General features: G+C 75.1%; 2 protein-coding genes (1 of these 2 running past the window's edge). Both read right to left on the reverse strand.

Going from position 1 to position 17,407, the window contains the following annotated elements:
• Positions 1-12,108: a type I polyketide synthase gene (locus FHR82_RS48295; protein WP_446471860.1), complete on the reverse strand. Its 12,108-nt coding sequence runs from the start codon at positions 12,106-12,108 to the stop codon at positions 1-3.
• Positions 12,105-17,407, reverse strand: partial view of a type I polyketide synthase gene (locus tag FHR82_RS38340; RefSeq protein WP_184815556.1) — the 3' end only. 17,485 nt of this gene lie beyond the right edge of the window; the window shows 5,303 of its 22,788 coding nt (coding positions 17,486-22,788); the start codon falls outside the window, past its right edge; its stop codon occupies positions 12,105-12,107. The genes FHR82_RS48295 and FHR82_RS38340 overlap by 4 nt, the downstream gene beginning before the upstream one ends.

The following is a 17,407-nucleotide window of genomic DNA, read 5'->3' on the forward strand; positions in this document are numbered from 1 at the left end:
TCAGCCGCGTGCCCGGCCGAGCTCGTTGTCGATGAAGTCGAGGATGTCGTCGGTGCTCGCCGCCGAGAACCGGTCGGCGACGCGGCCGTTCTCCTCCTGGCGGTGCACGCCGGCGAGCAGCCGGGTCAGCCGGGCCGCGACCCCGCCGCGGGTCACGTCGTCGAGGTCCGCGGTCGCGAGGTTCGCCTCGATGCGGTCCAGTTCGGCGAGCAGCGTGCCTGCTGGGCTCGCGGTCACCTCGTCGCCGGACAGCTCGGTGAGCAGGTGGTCGGCGAGGGCGGCCGGGGTGGCGTGGTCGAACACCATGGTGGCCGCCATCCGCAGCCCGGTGGCCGAGGTGAGCCGGTTGCGCAGTTCGACCGCGGTCAGCGAGGTGAACCCGAGTGCCTGGAACTCGCGCTCGGGTCGGATCTCCCTGGCCGAACCGTGGCCGAGCACGGCGGCGGCCGACTCCCGCACCAGGTCGAGCAGGAACCGGCGCCGGTCCTCGCCACGCAGCGCGGCGAACCGGCCCGTGACATCGGCCTGTGCGGCGGCGTCGGGCCGGGCGGCGCGGTGCAGGCCGCGCAGGATCGCGGGCACCTCGCCGGGTGCGGGGCCCGACGGCACGAGCAGCGGTACGAGGAGCGCGTGCCCGGTGCCGGTCGCGGTGTCGAACAGCGCGAGGCCCTGCTCGACGCCGATCCGCCGGAGCCCGGTTCCGTCGGCGCTCATGCCTTCGGCCCACGCGCCCCACGCGAGCGAGGTCGCGGGCAGGCCGAGGCTGTGGCGGTGGGCGGCGAGCCCGTCGAGGTAGGTGTTGGCGGCCGCGTAGTTGGCCTGGCCGGGGCTGCCCATCACACCGGCGACCGACGAGTACAGCACGAACCCGGCGAGGTCGCGGCCCTCGGTCGCCTCGTGGAGGTGCCACGCCGCGTCGACCTTGGGCCGCAGCACGGCGTCGAGTCGTTCGGGTGTCAGGGATGCCAGGACGCCGTCGTCGAGCACACCGGCCGCGTGCACGACGGCCGTCAGGTCGTCGATCCCGCCGACGAGCGCGTGTACGGCGTCCCGGTCGCGGACGTCGCAGGCGGTGACGGTGACGTCGGCGCCGAGCCCGGTCAGCTCCTTCTCCAGGTCGGCGGCGCGGGGCGCGTCCGGTCCACGCCTGCTGACGAGGACGAGGCGGCGCTGGCCGCGGGCGGCGAGGTGCCGGGCCAGGACAGCGCCCAGCCCGCCGGTGCCGCCCGTGATCAGCACGCTGCCGTCCCGGTCCCAGGTGCGTGGCGTGGTGAGCACGAGCTTGCCGGTGTGCTTGGCCTGGCTCATGAACCGGAACGCCTCGGGTGCGCGGCGCACGTCCCACGACCGCACGGGCAGCGGCCGGATCTCGCCGCGTGCGAACAGGTCCAGCAGCTGCGCGAGGAGTTCGCGGACGCGGTCCGGTCCGGCGTCGGCGAGGTCGAACGCCCGGTAGGTGCCGTCGACCGTGGCGGGGTCGCGCAGGTCGGTCTTGCCCATCTCCAGGAACCGGCCGCCCGGGGCCAGCAGCCGGAGCGAGGCGTCGACGAACTCACCGGTGAGCGAGTTCAGGACCACGTCCATCCGCGTACCACCGAACGCCTGCTCGAAGTCGAGCGTGCGGGAGGACGCGATGTGGTCGTCGGCCACCCCGAGGTCTCGGAGCGTGTCCCACTTGGACCCACTCGCGGTGGCGAACACCTCGGCGCCGAGGTGGTGTGCGAGCTGGATGGCCGCCATGCCGACACCACCGGCACCCGCGTGCACCAGGACCTTGTCGCCCGCCCGCACGGAGCCGAGGTCGGTCCACGCGTACAGGGCGGTCAGAAACACCAGCGGCACCGACGCGGCGGTCTCGTCCGACCAGCCGTCGGGGATCACGGCGAGCACGCGTTCGTCCGGTGCGACAGCTGTCGACGCCATGCCGCCCGGCACGATGCCCATCACGCGGTCACCGGGTCGCAGCGTGCGGGCTTCCGGGCCGACCTCGACGACCACACCGGCCGCTTCGGCGCCCAGGGCCCCGGCGGCGCCGGGGTACATGCCGAGCGTGTTGAGGACGTCCCGGAAGTTGACACCCGCCGCGGTGACCCGCAGCCGGACCTCCGCGCCCCGCAACGGTTCCTCGGTCGCGGGGACGAGCGCGAGGTTGTCGACGCTGCCGCGTTCCGGCGCGTCGAGCCGCCACGGACCGGGTGGCGGCACCAGCTCACCGGCGTCGGCGCGCCTGCCGAGCCGGGCGACCGTGGCGACGCCGTCGCGGACCCGCACCTGCGGCTCGTCGTGCAGCACCGGCAACGCGACCGCGACGTCCACATCGGACTCGATGTCGACGAGCGCGAACCGGCCCGGGTGCTCGGACCGCGCGGACCGCACCAGGCCGTGCACCACGGACTCGGCGACCGCGCCGCGCGTGAGGACCACGAGCTGGCCGTCGCGATCGTCGGTCAGCCAGTCGTGCAGTACGGCGAGTGTCCGCGCGGCCAGGTCGCGGGTGGCGGCGGGCCCGTCGCCGTCCGCGGTCGCGGCCCACAGGACGACGTCGGCCGGGGGCAGGTCGGCGAGCGTCGCGGCGCGGGCACCGGGGACGCCGCCGAGACCGGTGCCGAGCACGGCGACCGTCCTCGGCGCGACCGGTTCGGTCGTGGTGGCAGGCCAGTCGACGGTGAACAGGGCGTCGGTGGACACGGTCGCCGCGGGCACGTCGGTGACCACCCGGTCGCGCAGTGCCCGCACCGACAGCACGGGGTGTCCGGCCGGGTCGGCGGCCTCGATGCTGACGGACTCCCCGTGTTCGACGAGCCGCACCCGCAACGCGGACGCGCCACCCGCGTGCAGCGACACGCCCTCCCACGCGAACGGCAACCGCATCGCGCCGTCCGTGGGCCGGGTCGCGAGCAGCGCGTGCAGTACCGAGTCCAGCAGCGCCGGGTGCAGCGCGAACGCGCCCGCGTCGTCCGCGACCGCCTGCGGCAGCGCGACCTCGGCGAACAGCTCGCCTTCGCGGCGCCACACCGCACGCAGACCGTGGAAAGCCGGTCCGTAGCCGAACCCCGCGTCGGCGAACCGGTCGTAGCAGCCGGTCAGGTCCACCGTCTCGGCGTCCTCCGGCGGCCACGCGAACACCGTCGGCGGGACGCCGTCGGCGCTCAACGTGCCGGTGGCGTGCATGGTCCACTGTGCATGGTCGTCCGGTCGCGAGTGGATACTCACGATGTGGTCGCCGGTGGCGACGCGGACCTGCACCTGCACGCCCTGGTCCGGCACCACGAGCGGCGCGAGCAGCATCAGCTCCTCGACGACCGAACGCCCCACCTCGTCACCCGCTCGGACCGCCAGTTCGAGCAGGCCGGTCGCGGGCGCCAGAACAGTGCCGCCGACCCGGTGTTCGGCGAGCCACGGCTGGGTGGCGGGTGAGAGCCGTCCGGTCAGCACCACCCCGGAGCCGTCAGCGAGCGGCACCGCGGCGCCGAGCAGCGGGTGCCCGGCCGCGGTGAGCCCGAGCCCGGCCGCGTCCGCACCACGCTGTCCCGGCTTGGGCCAGTACCGCTCGTGCTGGAACGCGTACGTCGGCAGGTCCACTGTGGACGCGCCGGTGCCGTCGAACCAGGCGCGCCAGTCGATGCGGACACCGGTGACGTGCAGCGCGCCGAGCGCGTGGAGGATCGCGATCTCCTCCGGCCGGTCGGCACGCAGTGCGGGCACCGCGACCGCGCCGGCGGGCAGCACGTCGAGCGCGGCCGCGCACAGCGGACCGTCCGGGCCCAGCTCCAGCGCGGCCGTCACCCCGGCACCGGCCAGGCCCTGCAGCGCGTCGGCGAACCGGACCGGGTGCCGGACCTGCGTGACCCAGTAGTCGGCGGTCCGGAACTCGGGCCCCGCGGGCGCGCCGGTCACCGTGGACACGATCGGGATGGCCGGTTCGCCGAAGGTGATGCCGTCGAGCGCGCGAGCGAACTCGGCGAGCATCGGTGCCATCAGCGGGGAGTGGAACGCGTGGCTGACGTCGAGGCGCCTGGTGCGGCGGCCGCGGGCGGCGAGGATCGCGGCCAGCTCGGCGACGGGCGCCTCTTCCCCCGCGATCACGACCGCGTCGGGGCCGTTGACGGCGGCGATCGCGACGCCGTCGGTGAGCAGCGCGGTGACCTCGTGCTCGGTGGCGGCAACGGCGATCATCGCGCCACCGGGCGGCAGGGCCCGCATCAGGCGGGCCCGCGCGCCGACCAGCGCGCACGCGTCGGACAGGGACAGGACCCCGGCGACGTGGGCGGCGGCGATCTCGCCGACGGAGTGCCCGACGAGCTGGTCCGGGACGACGCCCCACGACTCGACGAGCCGGTACAGGGCGACCTCGATCGCGAACAGCGCGGGCTGCGCCCAGCCGGTGTCACGCGCATCGACGTCCTCACGCCACACGGGTTCGCCGAGCTCGGCGACGACCTCGTCGAACGCGGCCGCGAAGGCGGGGTACCGCGCGTAGAGGCCGCGGCCCATGTCGAGCCGTTGCGATCCCTGGCCGGAGAACAGGAACGCGAGCTTGCCGTCCGCCACCACACCGCGGGCCACCTCGACCGTGCCGTCCTCGGCCGGGAGCAGGACGGCGCGGTGCTCGAACGCGGTGCGGGTGGTGGCGAGCGAGTACGCGGTGTCCACTGTGGCGTGTGTGGGCAGCTGGTCGAGCTGGGCCTGGAGCGCGGCCTCGGTGCGGCCGGAGACCAGCAGCGGCACCAGGATCTCGGCAGGGGCCGTCCGGTCGGCGGCGGGGGCGGCCTGTTCGAGGATGACGTGCGCGTTGGTGCCGCTGACCCCGAACGACGACACGGCGGCGCGGCGGGCCCGGTCGACCGGTGGCCACTCGGTCCGCTCGGTCAGCGGTGCCACGGCGCCGGATTCCCAGTCCACGTGCGTGGACGGGGTGTCGATGTGCAGGGTCCTCGGCGCGACGCCGTGGTTCAGCGCCTGCACCATCTTGATCACGCCGGCGACCCCGGCCGCGGCCTGCGTGTGCCCGAGGTTCGACTTGACCGACCCGAGGAGCAGCGGTGTCTCCCGGTCACGGCCGTAGGTCGCGAGGAGGGCCTGTGCCTCGATCGGGTCCCCGAGCCGCGTGCCGGTGCCGTGTGCCTCGACGACGTCCACGTCGGACGAGGTGAGCCGCGCGTTGGCGAGCGCCTGGCGGATCACGCGTTGCTGCGAGGGCCCGTTGGGCGCGGTCAACCCGTTGGACGCGCCGTCGGAGTTCACCGCCGACCCGCGGACCACCGCCAGCACGCGGTGCCCGTTGCGTTCGGCGTCGGAGAGCCGTTCCAGCACCAGCACCCCGGCGCCCTCTGACCAGCCGGTGCCGTCGGCGGCGTCCGAGAACGCCTTGCAGCGCCCGTCGCCCGCGAGCCCGCCCTGCTTGGCGAACTCGAGGAACGGTGCGGGTGAGGACAGCACGGACACGCCACCGGCGAGCGCGAGGGAGCACTCGCCGAGCCGCAGCGCCTGCATCGCCAGGTGCAGCGCGACGAGCGACGACGAACACGCCGTGTCCACGGTGACCGCGGGACCCTCCAGCCCGAGTGCGTAGGCGACGCGACCGGAGATCACGCTCGCGGTGGTGCCGGTCATGACGAAGCCCTCGGCGGACGCGCCGAGCAGGGTCGCGTAGTCGGCGTCGGCGGCACCGAGGTACACGCCGGTCGCCGTACCCGCGAGGGAGCGCGGGTCGAGCCCGGCGCGTTCGACCGCCTCCCACGCGACCTCCAGCACCACGCGCTGCTGGGGGTCCATGGCGACGGCCTCGCGCGGGGAGATGCCGAAGAACGCGGCGTCGAAGTCGGCGGCGTCGTGGAGGAACCCACCGCGGGCCGCGGCATGGTCGCCGACCTGCCAGCCGCGGTCGGCCGGGAAGCCGGTGATCGCGTCGCGTTCGGCGAGCACGAGGTCCCACAGGTCCTCCGGGGACCGCACGCCGCCGGGGTAGCGGCAGCTCATGCCGACGATGACGACCGGGTCGTCGGTGCGGGCCGTCGCGACGGGCGCGACCGGTTTCCCGGCGGTGTCGCCCAGTTCGCCGAGCAGGAAACCGGCCAGTACGGCGGGGTTCGGGTAGTCGAACACCAGCGTCGCGGGCAGGCGCAGACCGGTGGCGGCGGCGAGCCGGTTGCGCAGCTCGACCGCGGTGAGCGAGTCGAAGCCCTGGTCGCGGAACTCCTGACGGGACCCGACGGCATCGGCCGACGGGTGGCCGAGCACGGCGGCCGCCTCGGCGCGGACGAGGTCGGTGAGAAACCCGTCGCGATCGGCGGCCCGCATCCCGGCAAGCCGGGCGGTGAGGTCCGCTTGGGCGGCGGTGGTCGTGTTGCCCGCGGTGCGCCTGCCGGCGCGGACCAGGTCCCGCAGCATCGGCGGGACCGCGGTGGTGGGCACGCCCGCAGCGGCGACGACCAGGGAGCGGTCGGTGGCGGCGGCGGGCACCATGCCCGCAGTGGCGACCACGAGGGCCTGGTCGGTGGCGGTGGCGGCGTCGAACAGCGCGAGGCCCTGCTTGGCGCCGAGGCGGGCGACGCCGTGGCTGTCGGCTCGGCGCAGGTCGGTGGCGGTGAGTGCTCCCGTCATGCCGTGTTCCTGTTCCCACGGTCCCCAGGCCAGGGACGTGGCGGGCAGGCCGAGGTCGCGCCGGTGGGCGGCGAGCGCGTCGAGGAACGTGTTGGCCGCTGCGTAGCTCGCCTGACCAGGGCTGCCCATGACGCCCGCGGCAGACGAGTAGAGCACGAACGCGGCCAGGTCGCGGCCCTCGGTCGCCTCGTGGAGGTGCCAGGCGCCGTCCGCCTTGGGGCGCAGCACGGTGTCGAGCCGCTCCGGGGTCAGCGACTCGAGGACACCATCGTCGACGACGCCGGCCGTGTGGACGACGGCGGTGAGGTCGTCGATCCCGCCGACGAGCTCGTGCACGGCGTCCCGGTCGGACACGTCGCACGCGACGACCGACACCTCGGTGCCCAGTTCGGCGAGTTCCTCCCCGAGCGCGAGGGCGCCGGGCGCGTCGGGGCCACGGCGGCTCGCCAGCACGACGCCGCGCTGCCCTCGGCCTGCCAGGTGGCGGGCGAGCAACCCGGCGAGTCCGCCGGTGCCGCCGGTGATCAGCACGGTGCCGTCCCGGTCCCAGGTGCGTGGCGTGGTGAGCACGAGCTTGCCGGTGTGCTTGGCCTGGCTCATGAACCGGAACGCCTCCGCCGCGCGGCGCACGTCCCAGGTGCGCAGCGGCAGCGGGCGGAGGTCACCCGCGGCGAACAGCGACCCCAGCACGTCGAACAGCTCGCCGATGCGATGCGGTCCGGCTTCGACGAGGTCGAACGCCCGGTAGGTGCCGTCGACCGTGGCGGGGTCGCGCAGGTCGGTCTTGCCCATCTCCAGGAACCGGCCGCCCGGGGCCAGCAGCCGGAGCGAGGCGTCGACGAACTCACCGGTGAGCGAGTTCAGGACCACGTCCATCCGCGTACCACCGAACGCCTGCTCGAAGTCGAGCGTGCGAGACGACGCGATGTGGTCGTCGGCCACCCCCAGCTCCCGCAGCGTCTCCCACTTGGACTCACTCGCGGTGGCGAACACCTCCGCACCCAACCAGTGCGCGAGCTGGATGGCCGCCATACCGACACCACCGGCACCCGCGTGCACCAAAACCTTGTCACCGGGCCGCACGGAGCCGAGGTCGGTCCACGCGTACAGGGCGGTCAGGAACACCAGCGGCACCGACGCCGCCGTCTCGTCGGTCCAGTCGTCGGGCACCGCCGTCAGCAGTCGTTCGTGCGGCACGACCGCCTCCGCGGCCATCCCGCCGGGCACGACGCCCATCACGCGGTCGCCGGGCGCGACCGTGCACACGTCCTGGCCGACCTCGACGACCACGCCCGCCGCCTCGGCACCCAGCGCCCCGACCTCGCCCGGGTACATGCCGAGCGCGGTCAGGACATCCCGGAAGTTCACCCCCGCGGCCGTGACCCGAAGCCGGACCTCGTTACCCCGCAACGGTTCCCGCTCGGCCGGTGTGAGGGTGAGGCCGTCGAGGCTGCCGCCCGCACCGGGTTCGAGTCGCCACGGCCCGTCCGGCACCGTGAGTTCCCCGGCAGGCAGCCGGGACAGGCGCGGCACGCGGGCGGCGCCGTCCCGGACCAGCACCTGCGGTTCGTCGTGCAGCAGCGGCACGGCCACCGCGAGGTCGGCATCGGTTTCCGTGTCCACCAGCGCGAACCGGCCGGGGTGCTCGGACTGCGCGGACCGCACGAGCCCCCACACCGCGGCGGCACCGAGATCAGCGCCGGTGACGGCACCGCGGGTCACGAACGCCAACTGGGACGCCGCGAACCGGTCGTCGGCGAGGAAGTCCTGGATCAGGCCGAGCACGCGGGCGGTGACCGCACGCGTGTCGGCGGGGTCGCCGCCGGATACCGGCACCGCCACCACGTCGGTGGGTGTGCCGTCGGGCAGCCCGTCGACCACCGCCGCCGACCGGTCGGCTCCGGTGACCGGGGGCGCGACCGGCCAGTCCACGCGGAACATCGCGTCCCGCACCCCAGGGGGCGCGGTCACCTGCCGCGTGGGGGCGCGCAGCACGAGCGACTCCACGGAGATCACCGGCGCGCCCTGGCTGTCCACGGCCGACAGCGCCGCACCGCGTTCGTCACCGGTCCAGCGGACCCGCAGCGCGGACGCGCCGGACGCGTGCAGGCTCACGCCGCGCCACGAGAACGGCATCAGGTTCCGGCCCTCGTTGGCGTCCAGGAACGCGCTCGCCTGCAGTGCCGCGTCCAGCAGTGCCGGGTGCAGGCCGAAATCGCCCGCCTCCTGGCTGCGGCTCGCGAGCCGCTCGGGCAGCGCGAGGTCCGCGACGATCTCCCCGGCGCCGCGCCACACCGACCGCAGGCCGCGGAACACCGGCCCATACACGAGGCCGTTGTCCGCGAGGGTGTCGTAGTGGCCGTCGATGTCGATCGCGGTGACACCGGCAGGCGGCCACCGCGTGGTGTCCAGTTCGGACACCCGTGCGCCGCGGCCGAGGAGGCCGGCGGCGTGTTCGGTCCACGCGCCGTCCGGGTGCCGGGAGGGCCGGGAGAACACGCGCACCGGCCGGGTGCCGGCGCCGTCCTCCTCGCCGACCCAGACCTGCACGGCCACCTGCTCGCGATCACCGAGCACCAGCGGCACCGACAGGGTCAGCTCCTCGACGCGGTCGCAGCCGACCTGGTCCGCGGCGCGCAGCACCAGCTCCAGGAACCCGGTCCCGGGGAAGAGCACCGCGCCGCCGACCACGTGGTCGGCGAGCCACGGGTGGGTCGCGGTCGACAGCGCACCGGTCAGCAACGCGGCGCCGCCCGCGGCGGGCACGGCGGCCGCACCGAGCAGCGGGTGGGACAGCGGCACCAGGCCGAGCCCCTCGGCGTCCCCGGAACGCACCCCGGCCACCGGCCAGAACCGCTCCCGCCGGTACGGGTACGTCGGCAGGTCCACAGTGGACGCGCCGGTGCCAGCGAAGACGCTGTGCCAGTCCAGCTCCACGCCCGCGACGTGCAGTTCGGCGAGCGCGTGGACCGCGGCGTGTTCCTCGGCCCGGCCGTCGCGCAGCACGGGCACGACGACGGCGTCCGCCGTGGTGGCGTGCACCATCGACGACAGCGTGGCGCCGGGCCCGACCTCGACGAACCGGGTCACCCCGGCATCGGCGAGGGTGCGCATCCCGTCGGCGAAGCGGACCGGTGCGCGCACGTGGGCCACCCAGTGGTCCACAGTGGACATGTCGCTGCCGGGCAGGCACGACACGACCGGGATCTCGGGCTCGCCGGTGGCACCGAGGTCCAGTTCCGCGCGCAACGCGTCGAGCACCGGGTCCATCAGCGGCGAGTGGAACGCGTGGCTCACGGTGAGCCGCCTGGTGCGGTGGCCGCGGGCGGCGAGGTCGGCCGCGGCGGCAACCACCGCGTCCTCCTCTCCCGACAGCACCACGGAGTCCGGGCCGTTGACGGCGGCCACCGACATCCGGTCACCGAGCAGCGGCGCGACGTCGTCCTCCGTTGCCTGGACGGCGACCATCGCGCCGCCACGCGGCAGGTCGCCCATCAGGCGGGCGCGGGCGGCGACCAGTGCGCACGCGTCCGGCAGCGACAGGACCCCGGCGACGTGGGCGGCGGCGATCTCGCCGACCGAGTGGCCGATCAGGAAGTCGGGGCGGATTCCCCACGACCGCAGCAACCGGTACAGGGCTACCTCGATCGCGAACAGCGCGGGCTGGGTCCACCGGGTCTCGTCGAGCGGGCCGGGGTCCACTCCCCAGACGACGTCGCGGAGCGGGCCGTCGAGGTGGCGGTCCAGCTCGTCGGCGACGACGTCGAAAACCTCGGCGAACACAGGGAACCGCGCGTGCAGTTCGCGGCCCATGCCGAGGCGTTGCGCGCCCTGGCCGGAGAACACGAACGCGACCCGGCCGGTCCCCGCGGTGCCGGTGACGGTGTCGGGATCGCGGTCGCCGTCGGCCAGCGCGGCCAGTGACCGGGCGACGCCCGACGCGTCCCGTGCGAGCACGACGGCCCGGTGCTCGAACGCGGCACGCGTGGTGGCGAGCGAGAACCCGAGATCGGCGGACGGGCGGTCGGCGAGCGGCAGCAGGTCGGCGGCGCGGGCCCGCAGCGCGTCGGGCCGGTGCCCGGACAGGACCAGCGGCAGAACGCCGGGCGTGACCTCGGCCGTGGTGTCGGCGGGCAGCGGCTCGGTGTCCTGTTCGAGGATGACGTGCGTGTTGGTGCCGCTGGCGCCGAACGACGACACGGCGGCGCGGCGCGGCCGGTCCACCTCGGGCCACTCGACCTGCCCGGTCACGAGCGACACGGCACCGGCGGACCAGTCCACATGGGACGACGGGGTGTCGGCGTGCAGCGTCTTCGGGACGACACCGTGGCGGAGCGCCTGCACCATCTTGATCACGCCCGCGGCGCCGGCCGCGGCCTGGGTGTGCCCGATGTTCGACTTGACCGACCCCAGCAGCAGGGGCCGCTCCCGGTCCTTGCCGTAGGTCGCGAGCAGCGACTGCGCCTCGATCGGGTCGCCGAGCTTCGTACCGGTGCCGTGCGCCTCCACGACGTCCACGTCGGCCGCGGTGAGGCGCGCGTTCTCCAGGCTCGCGCGGATCACGCGCTGCTGCGCGGGTCCGCTCGGCGCGGTCAGGCCGTTGGAGGCGCCGTCGGAATTCACGGCCGAGCCGGTGAACAGCGCGAGGACGCGGTGCCCGTGCCCGCGGGCGTCGGAAAGCCGTTCGAGGACGAGGAGGCCGGCGCCTTCCGCCCAGCCGGTGCCGTCGGCGGTGTCGGCGAACGCCTTGCAGCGGCCGTCGGGGGACAGCGCGCCCTGTGCCGCGAACTCGACGAAACCGGCGGGGCTGGACATGACGGTCACGCCACCCGCGATCGCGAGTCCGCACTCCCCCGCGCGCAGGGCCTGCGCGGCGAGGTGCATGGCGACGAGCGACGACGAGCAACCGGTGTCGACCGACAGGGTCGGGCCGCGCAGCCCGAGCACGTACGCGAGCCGCCCGGACAGCAGGCTGCCGGACTGCGCGGTCTGCCAGTCCATGCCGGACAACGGCACCCGGTAGTCGCCGGTGCCGCCACCGACGAACACGCCGGTGTCGCCGCCGCGCAACGCGGTCGGGTCGAGCCCGGACCGTTCGAGGGCCTCCCAGCCGACCTCGAGGAGCAGCCGCTGCTGCGGGTCCATCACCAGCGCCTCACGCGGCGAGATCCGGAAGAACGCCGGGTCGAACCCGGCCACGTCGTCGAGGAACCCGCCCTGGCGCGGCACGGTGTCACCGAACGCGTCCAGCCTGGACAGGTCCCAGCCGCGGTCGTCGGGCATCGGGCCGACGGCGTCGGCTCCGTCGGTGACCAGGCGCCACAGGTCCTCCGGGGACCGGACGCCGCCCGGGTACCGGCAGGCCATGCCGACGATCGCGATCGGCTCGGTCGCGGCGGCGACGAGGCGCCGGTTCTGCTTGCGGAGGGCGTCGGCCTGCTTCAGCGCGGCACGCAGGGCCCCGACGACCTCGTCGCTCGGTGCGGTCATGGTCGAACCCTTCAGTCGGGCGACTGGCCGGAGTCGCCGTTCAGCGCGGCCCGGACGAGGTCGTCGACGTCCATCGCGTCGATCGAGCCCGTGCCGGCCTGGTCGGAGGCGTGCCCGTGCCGTTCCACCGCCGCGAGATCGAGGAGCGCGTCCAGCACGCCGATGTCCCGCAGTCGCGTCAGCGGCACGGACGCGAGCAGTGCCCGGAGTTCGGCCTCCTCGCCGTCTGGCCCGGCCGTGCCGGGCACCAGCAGTTCGAGGAGGTGGTCGGCGAGCGCGGCGGGGGTCGGGTGGTCGAAGACGAGCGTCGCGGGCAGGTCGAGCGCGGTCCGGCCGGCGAGCTGGTTGCGCAGGTCCACGGCGGCCAGCGAGTCGAACCCGAGGTCGGAGAACGCGCGGTCCGGTTCGACGGCCGTGGCGTTCGCGTGGCCGAGCACGGCCGCGACCTCGTCCCGCACGATGCCGAGCACCACGCCGGGCCGGTCGGCGGCGGGCAGGTCCGCGATCCGGTCCCGCAACGCTTCGGCGGCGGTGCGGCGTTCTTCGCGTGCCCGTTCCGCCGCGGCTGCCGCGGCCTGGGCCTCCGGCACCCCGGTAAGCAGCGGGCTCGGCCGGGTGGCGGTGAACGCGGGGACGAACCGGTCCCAGGCCACGTCCACGACCGCGGTCGACGCCGCGTCGCTCGCGATGACCCGGCCCACGACGCCGAGCGCGGGACCGGCGGCCATGCCGGGGAGGCCGGACAGGCGGAGGTGGTTCGCCTGGTCGTCGTCTTCCCAGGCGCCCCAACCGATCGCGGTGGCGCGCAGGCCCCGGGCCCGCCTGCGCAGCGCGAGTGCCTCCAGGTAGGCGCTGGTCGCCGCTTCGTCCGCACGGCCCGCGGCACCCCACACCCCGGCGATCGAGCCGCACACGACGAACGCGTCGAGGTCGCCGGTCAGCTCGTCGAGCCGTGCCGCGGTCGCGGTCCCGGCGGCCGAGGTGACGACCACGGCGGTGGCGTCGGGCAGGTCCTCGAGGTCGGCCTCGTCGGTGACGACGACCCGTTCCGCGCCGCAGTCCGTGAGCCAGCGCACCAGTGGCGCCGTGCCGCCCGCGACGAGGACCGTGCCGCGCGGGGTCCACGTCTCCGTGCCGGTCCTGGCGCGGACGAGCCTGCGTGCGAACACCCCGTCCGCGCGGACGGCGAGCTGGTCCTCGCCCGTCGCGGTGAGGGCGGCGGTGAGCCCGTCGGCGGTGTCGGTGAGGTCGATGAGGCCGCCCCAGCGGTCCGGGTGTTCCAGTGCGCGGACGCGCCCGGCGCCCCAGAGCGCGGCCCGCACCGGGTCGGGTGCCTCGTCGGCGACCTGCACCGCACCGCGGGTCACACACCACAGCGGACCGGTGATCCCGTTCTCCGACAAGGACTCCAGCAGTTCGCCCGGATCGGCGCCGGTGAACGACACGACGCCCTCGTAGCTGCCCGCCACCTCGGCGGTCAGCGCCTCGACGGGCAGGACCGCGCCGTGCAGCGCCGCCACCGCGGCGGTGAGCCAGGCGTCCCCGGTCCAGCCCTCCGGCACCAGCGCCAGCCAGGTGCCGGGCAGCTCAGTGGAGTGAACGGGCACGGGTGTCCACGTGGTCCGGTAGCACCAGGACTCCGCCGCGGCGCGTTCGTGGTGCCCGCGCCGCCACGACGCGAGCGCGGGCAGGACATCGGCGAGCGCGGCGCCGTCGACGTCCAAAGTGGACGCCAGACCGTCGATGTCGGCGCTCTCCACGGCGGTCCAGAACTCGGCGTCCACCGGCTCCGTCGCCGCCCGCGCGGCACCGGCGGGCACGTCGGGCCAGAACCGGGTCCGCTGGAACGCGTACGTGGGCAGGTCCACGACCGGGCCGTCACCGAAGTAGGTGTGCCAGTCGACCGGCAGGCCCCTGGTGTGCAGGGTGCCGAGCGCCGTGACGAGCGCGGTCTCCTCGCCGCGGTCCTTGCGCAGCAACGGGATCGTGACGGCGTCGGCGGGCAGCTGCCCCCGCGCCATGCCGGACAGCGCACCGTCCGGGCCCAGCTCGACGAACGTCCGCACCCCGGCCGCGACGAGGGTGGTGATGCCGTCGGCGAACCGCACCGCCTCGCGGGCGTGCCGGACCCAGTAGTCCGGCGAGCACAGTTCCTCGGTGGTGGCGAACGCGCCGGTGACGTCGGAGACCACCGGGATGGCGGGCGGGTGGTAGGTCAGTCCGGCCGCGACCGCGCGCAGGTCGACGAGCACCGGGTCCATCAGCGGCGAGTGGAAGGCGTGGCTCACGTGCAGCCGCGTGGTGCGCCTGCCCTGCGCGCCGAACCGGTCCGCGATCGGCCGCACGGCCGCCTCGGCACCGGCGAGCACCACCGCCTCCGGCCCGTTGACGGCAGCGATCGACACCTGTCCGTCGAGCAACGGCGTGACCTCGTCCTCGCTCGCCGCCACCGCGACCATCACGCCCCCGGACGGCAGCGACTGCATCAGCCGGGCGCGAGCCGACACGAGCGCGCACGCGTCCCGCACGGACAGCACACCGGCGACGTGCGCGGCGGCCAGTTCGCCGATCGAGTGGCCGAACAGGTGGCCCGGCCGCACGCCCCACGACTCCAGGAGCCGGAACAACGCGACCTCGACCGCGAACAACGCGGGCTGCGCCCACCCGGTGCGTTCCAGCGCCGTCGGGTCGTCGCCCCACAGCACGTCCCGCAGGCCGTCGTCGAGGTGGGCGAGCAGCTCGTCGAGCGCGTCGGCGAACACGTCGTACCGGTCGTACAGCTCGCGGCCCATGCCGATCCGCTGGGCGCCCTGACCGGAGAACAGGTACGCACACCCCGGGTCGTCGGCGGCGACCCCGCGCGCCACCTCGACCACACCGTCCACACTGGACAGGAGGACGGCCCGGTGCGGCAGCGCGGCCCGGCTGGTCGCGAGCGTCCGGGCGATGTCGGTGCGGCACAGTTCCGGCCGCCGGGCGCGGAAGGCGGTGAGCCGGTCCAGCTGGGCGTCCAGTGCTCCGGCGCCGCGCGCGGACACCACCCACGGCTCGACGGGGAACTCCACGCCACGGTGTACCGGCGCCGTCGGGGCCTGTTCGACGATCACGTGGGCGTTGGTGCCGCTGATGCCGAACGCGGACACGGCCGCCCGGCGCGGCCTGCCGTGCTCTGGCCAGTCCCTCGGTTCGGTGAGCAGCGCGACGGCGCCGTCCTGCCAGTGGATCTCCGGCGACGGTTCGTCGGCGTGCAGTGTCTTCGGCAGCGCGTCGTGGGTCAGCGCCAGCACCACCTTCATGACACCCGCGACGCCGGCGGCGCCCTGCGTGTGCCCGAGGTTGGACTTGACCGACCCGAGCAGCAGCGGGGTCTCCCGGTCGCGACCGTAGGTGGCGAGCAGCGCGTGCGCCTCGATCGGGTCGCCGAGGGTGGTGCCGGTGCCGTGCGCCTCGACCACGTCGACGTCCGCTGTGGACAGTCCGGCGTCGGCGAGCGCGGCGTGGATGACCCGCTGCTGCGACGGCCCGTTCGGGGCGGTGAGCCCGTTGGAGGCGCCGTCGGAGTTCACGGCCGAGCCGCGGACAACCGCGAGCACGCGGTGCCCGTCGCGTTCCGCGTCGGACAGGCGTTCCAGCACCAGCACGCCGACGCCCTCGGCCCACGCGGTGCCGTCGGCGCCCGCGCCGAACGCCTTGCAGCGGCCGTCGGGCGCGAGCCCGCCCTGCAGGCTGAACTCGACGAACGAGTCGGGGCCGGACATCACCGACGCGCCACCCGCGAGCGCCAGCGAGCACTCGCCGGACCGCAGCGCCCGCACCGCCCAGTGCAGGGACACGAGCGACGCCGAGCAGGCGGTGTCGACGGTGACCGCGGGCCCTTCGAGGCCGAGCGCGTAGGCGAGACGGCCGGACAGGACGCTCGCGGTGTTGCCGGTGGCGACGTAGCCGCCGAGCGCGTCCGCGTCGTCCCCGTCCGCGAGTTCGGCCGCCTTCCGCAGCACGGTCACGTAGTCCTGGCCGTTGGTGCCGACGAACACGCCGGTGTCGCTGCCGCGCAACGACACCGGGTCGACACCGGCGCGCTCGAGGGCCTCCCACGTGGTCTCGAGGAGGAGCCGCTGCTGCGGGTCCATGGCGAGGGCCTCGCGCGGGGAGATGCCGAAGAACCCGGCGTCGAAGTCGGCGACACCGGAGAGGAACCCGCCGCGCGGCGTGGCGGACCGCTCGGTGAGCGCGGCGAGGTCCCAGCCGCGGTCGGCGGGGAACCCGGTGATGCCGTCGCGGCCGTCGGCGAGCAGCGCCCACAGGTCCTCCGGCGAGGACACGTCGCCGGGGAAGCGGCAGCCCATGCCGACGATCGCGATCGGCTCGTCGGTCGCCGTGGTCGTGTTCGGGGTCCGGCCCGCGGGCGTGTCGCCGGACAGTTCGGCCGCCAGGTGCGCGGCGAGTGCGCGCGGGGTCGGGTGGTCGAAGATCAGTGCGGCGGGCAGCCGCAGCCCGGTCGCGGTGCCGAGCGCGTTGCGGAGCTCGACCGAGGTGAGCGAGTCGAACCCGAGGTCGAGGAACGACCGGTCGGCGTCCACGGCGGCGGGGTCGGTGTGGCCGAGGACCGTGGCGACCGTGGACCGCAGCAGGTCGAGCAGCCCGCGCTCGTCGCGGACCGCCGTCGGCGCGGGGGCGGCGGCGCGGGTGCTCGGGACACCGGACAGCTCGGTGAACAGCGGTGCCCGTCGCGCACCGGAGAGGACGGTCGCGAAGCGGCTCCAGTCGACGTCGGCGAGCATGATCTCGGTGTCGCCGTGGTCGATCGCGCGGTGCAGCGCGGCGAGCGCGCGGTCCGGGGCGAGCGGGGTGAGCCCACCGCGGCGCATCCGGTCGGTGACGTCGCCAGCGGCCATCCCGGAGTCGGCCCACGGGCCCCAGGCGACCGACGTGGCTGGGAGACCGGCCGCGTGCCGCTGCCGGGCGAGCGCGTCGAGGGCGGCGTTGGCGGCGGCGTAGTTGCCCTGCCCGGCCGCGCCGATGGTGCCCGCCATCGACGAGAACAGGACGAACGCGGCGAGCTCGTGGCCGAGGTCGGCGGTCAGCTCGTGCAGCACCCGCGCGGCGGTCACCTTGGCGCGCACCACCTCGGCGAACCGGTCGGGGGTGAGCGCGGTGACGACGCCGTCGTCGACGACGCCCGCGGTGTGGAAAACGGCGGTGAGCGGCTCGTCCGCCAGGAGCGCGGCCATGGCGTCGCGGTCGGCGGCGTCGCAGGCCGCGACGGTCACGCGGGCACCCAGCGCTTCCAGCTCGGCCACGAGGTCGGCGGCAC

It is taken from the genome of Actinophytocola algeriensis, assembly GCF_014203735.1.
GTDB lineage: Bacteria > Actinomycetota > Actinomycetes > Mycobacteriales > Pseudonocardiaceae > Actinophytocola > Actinophytocola algeriensis.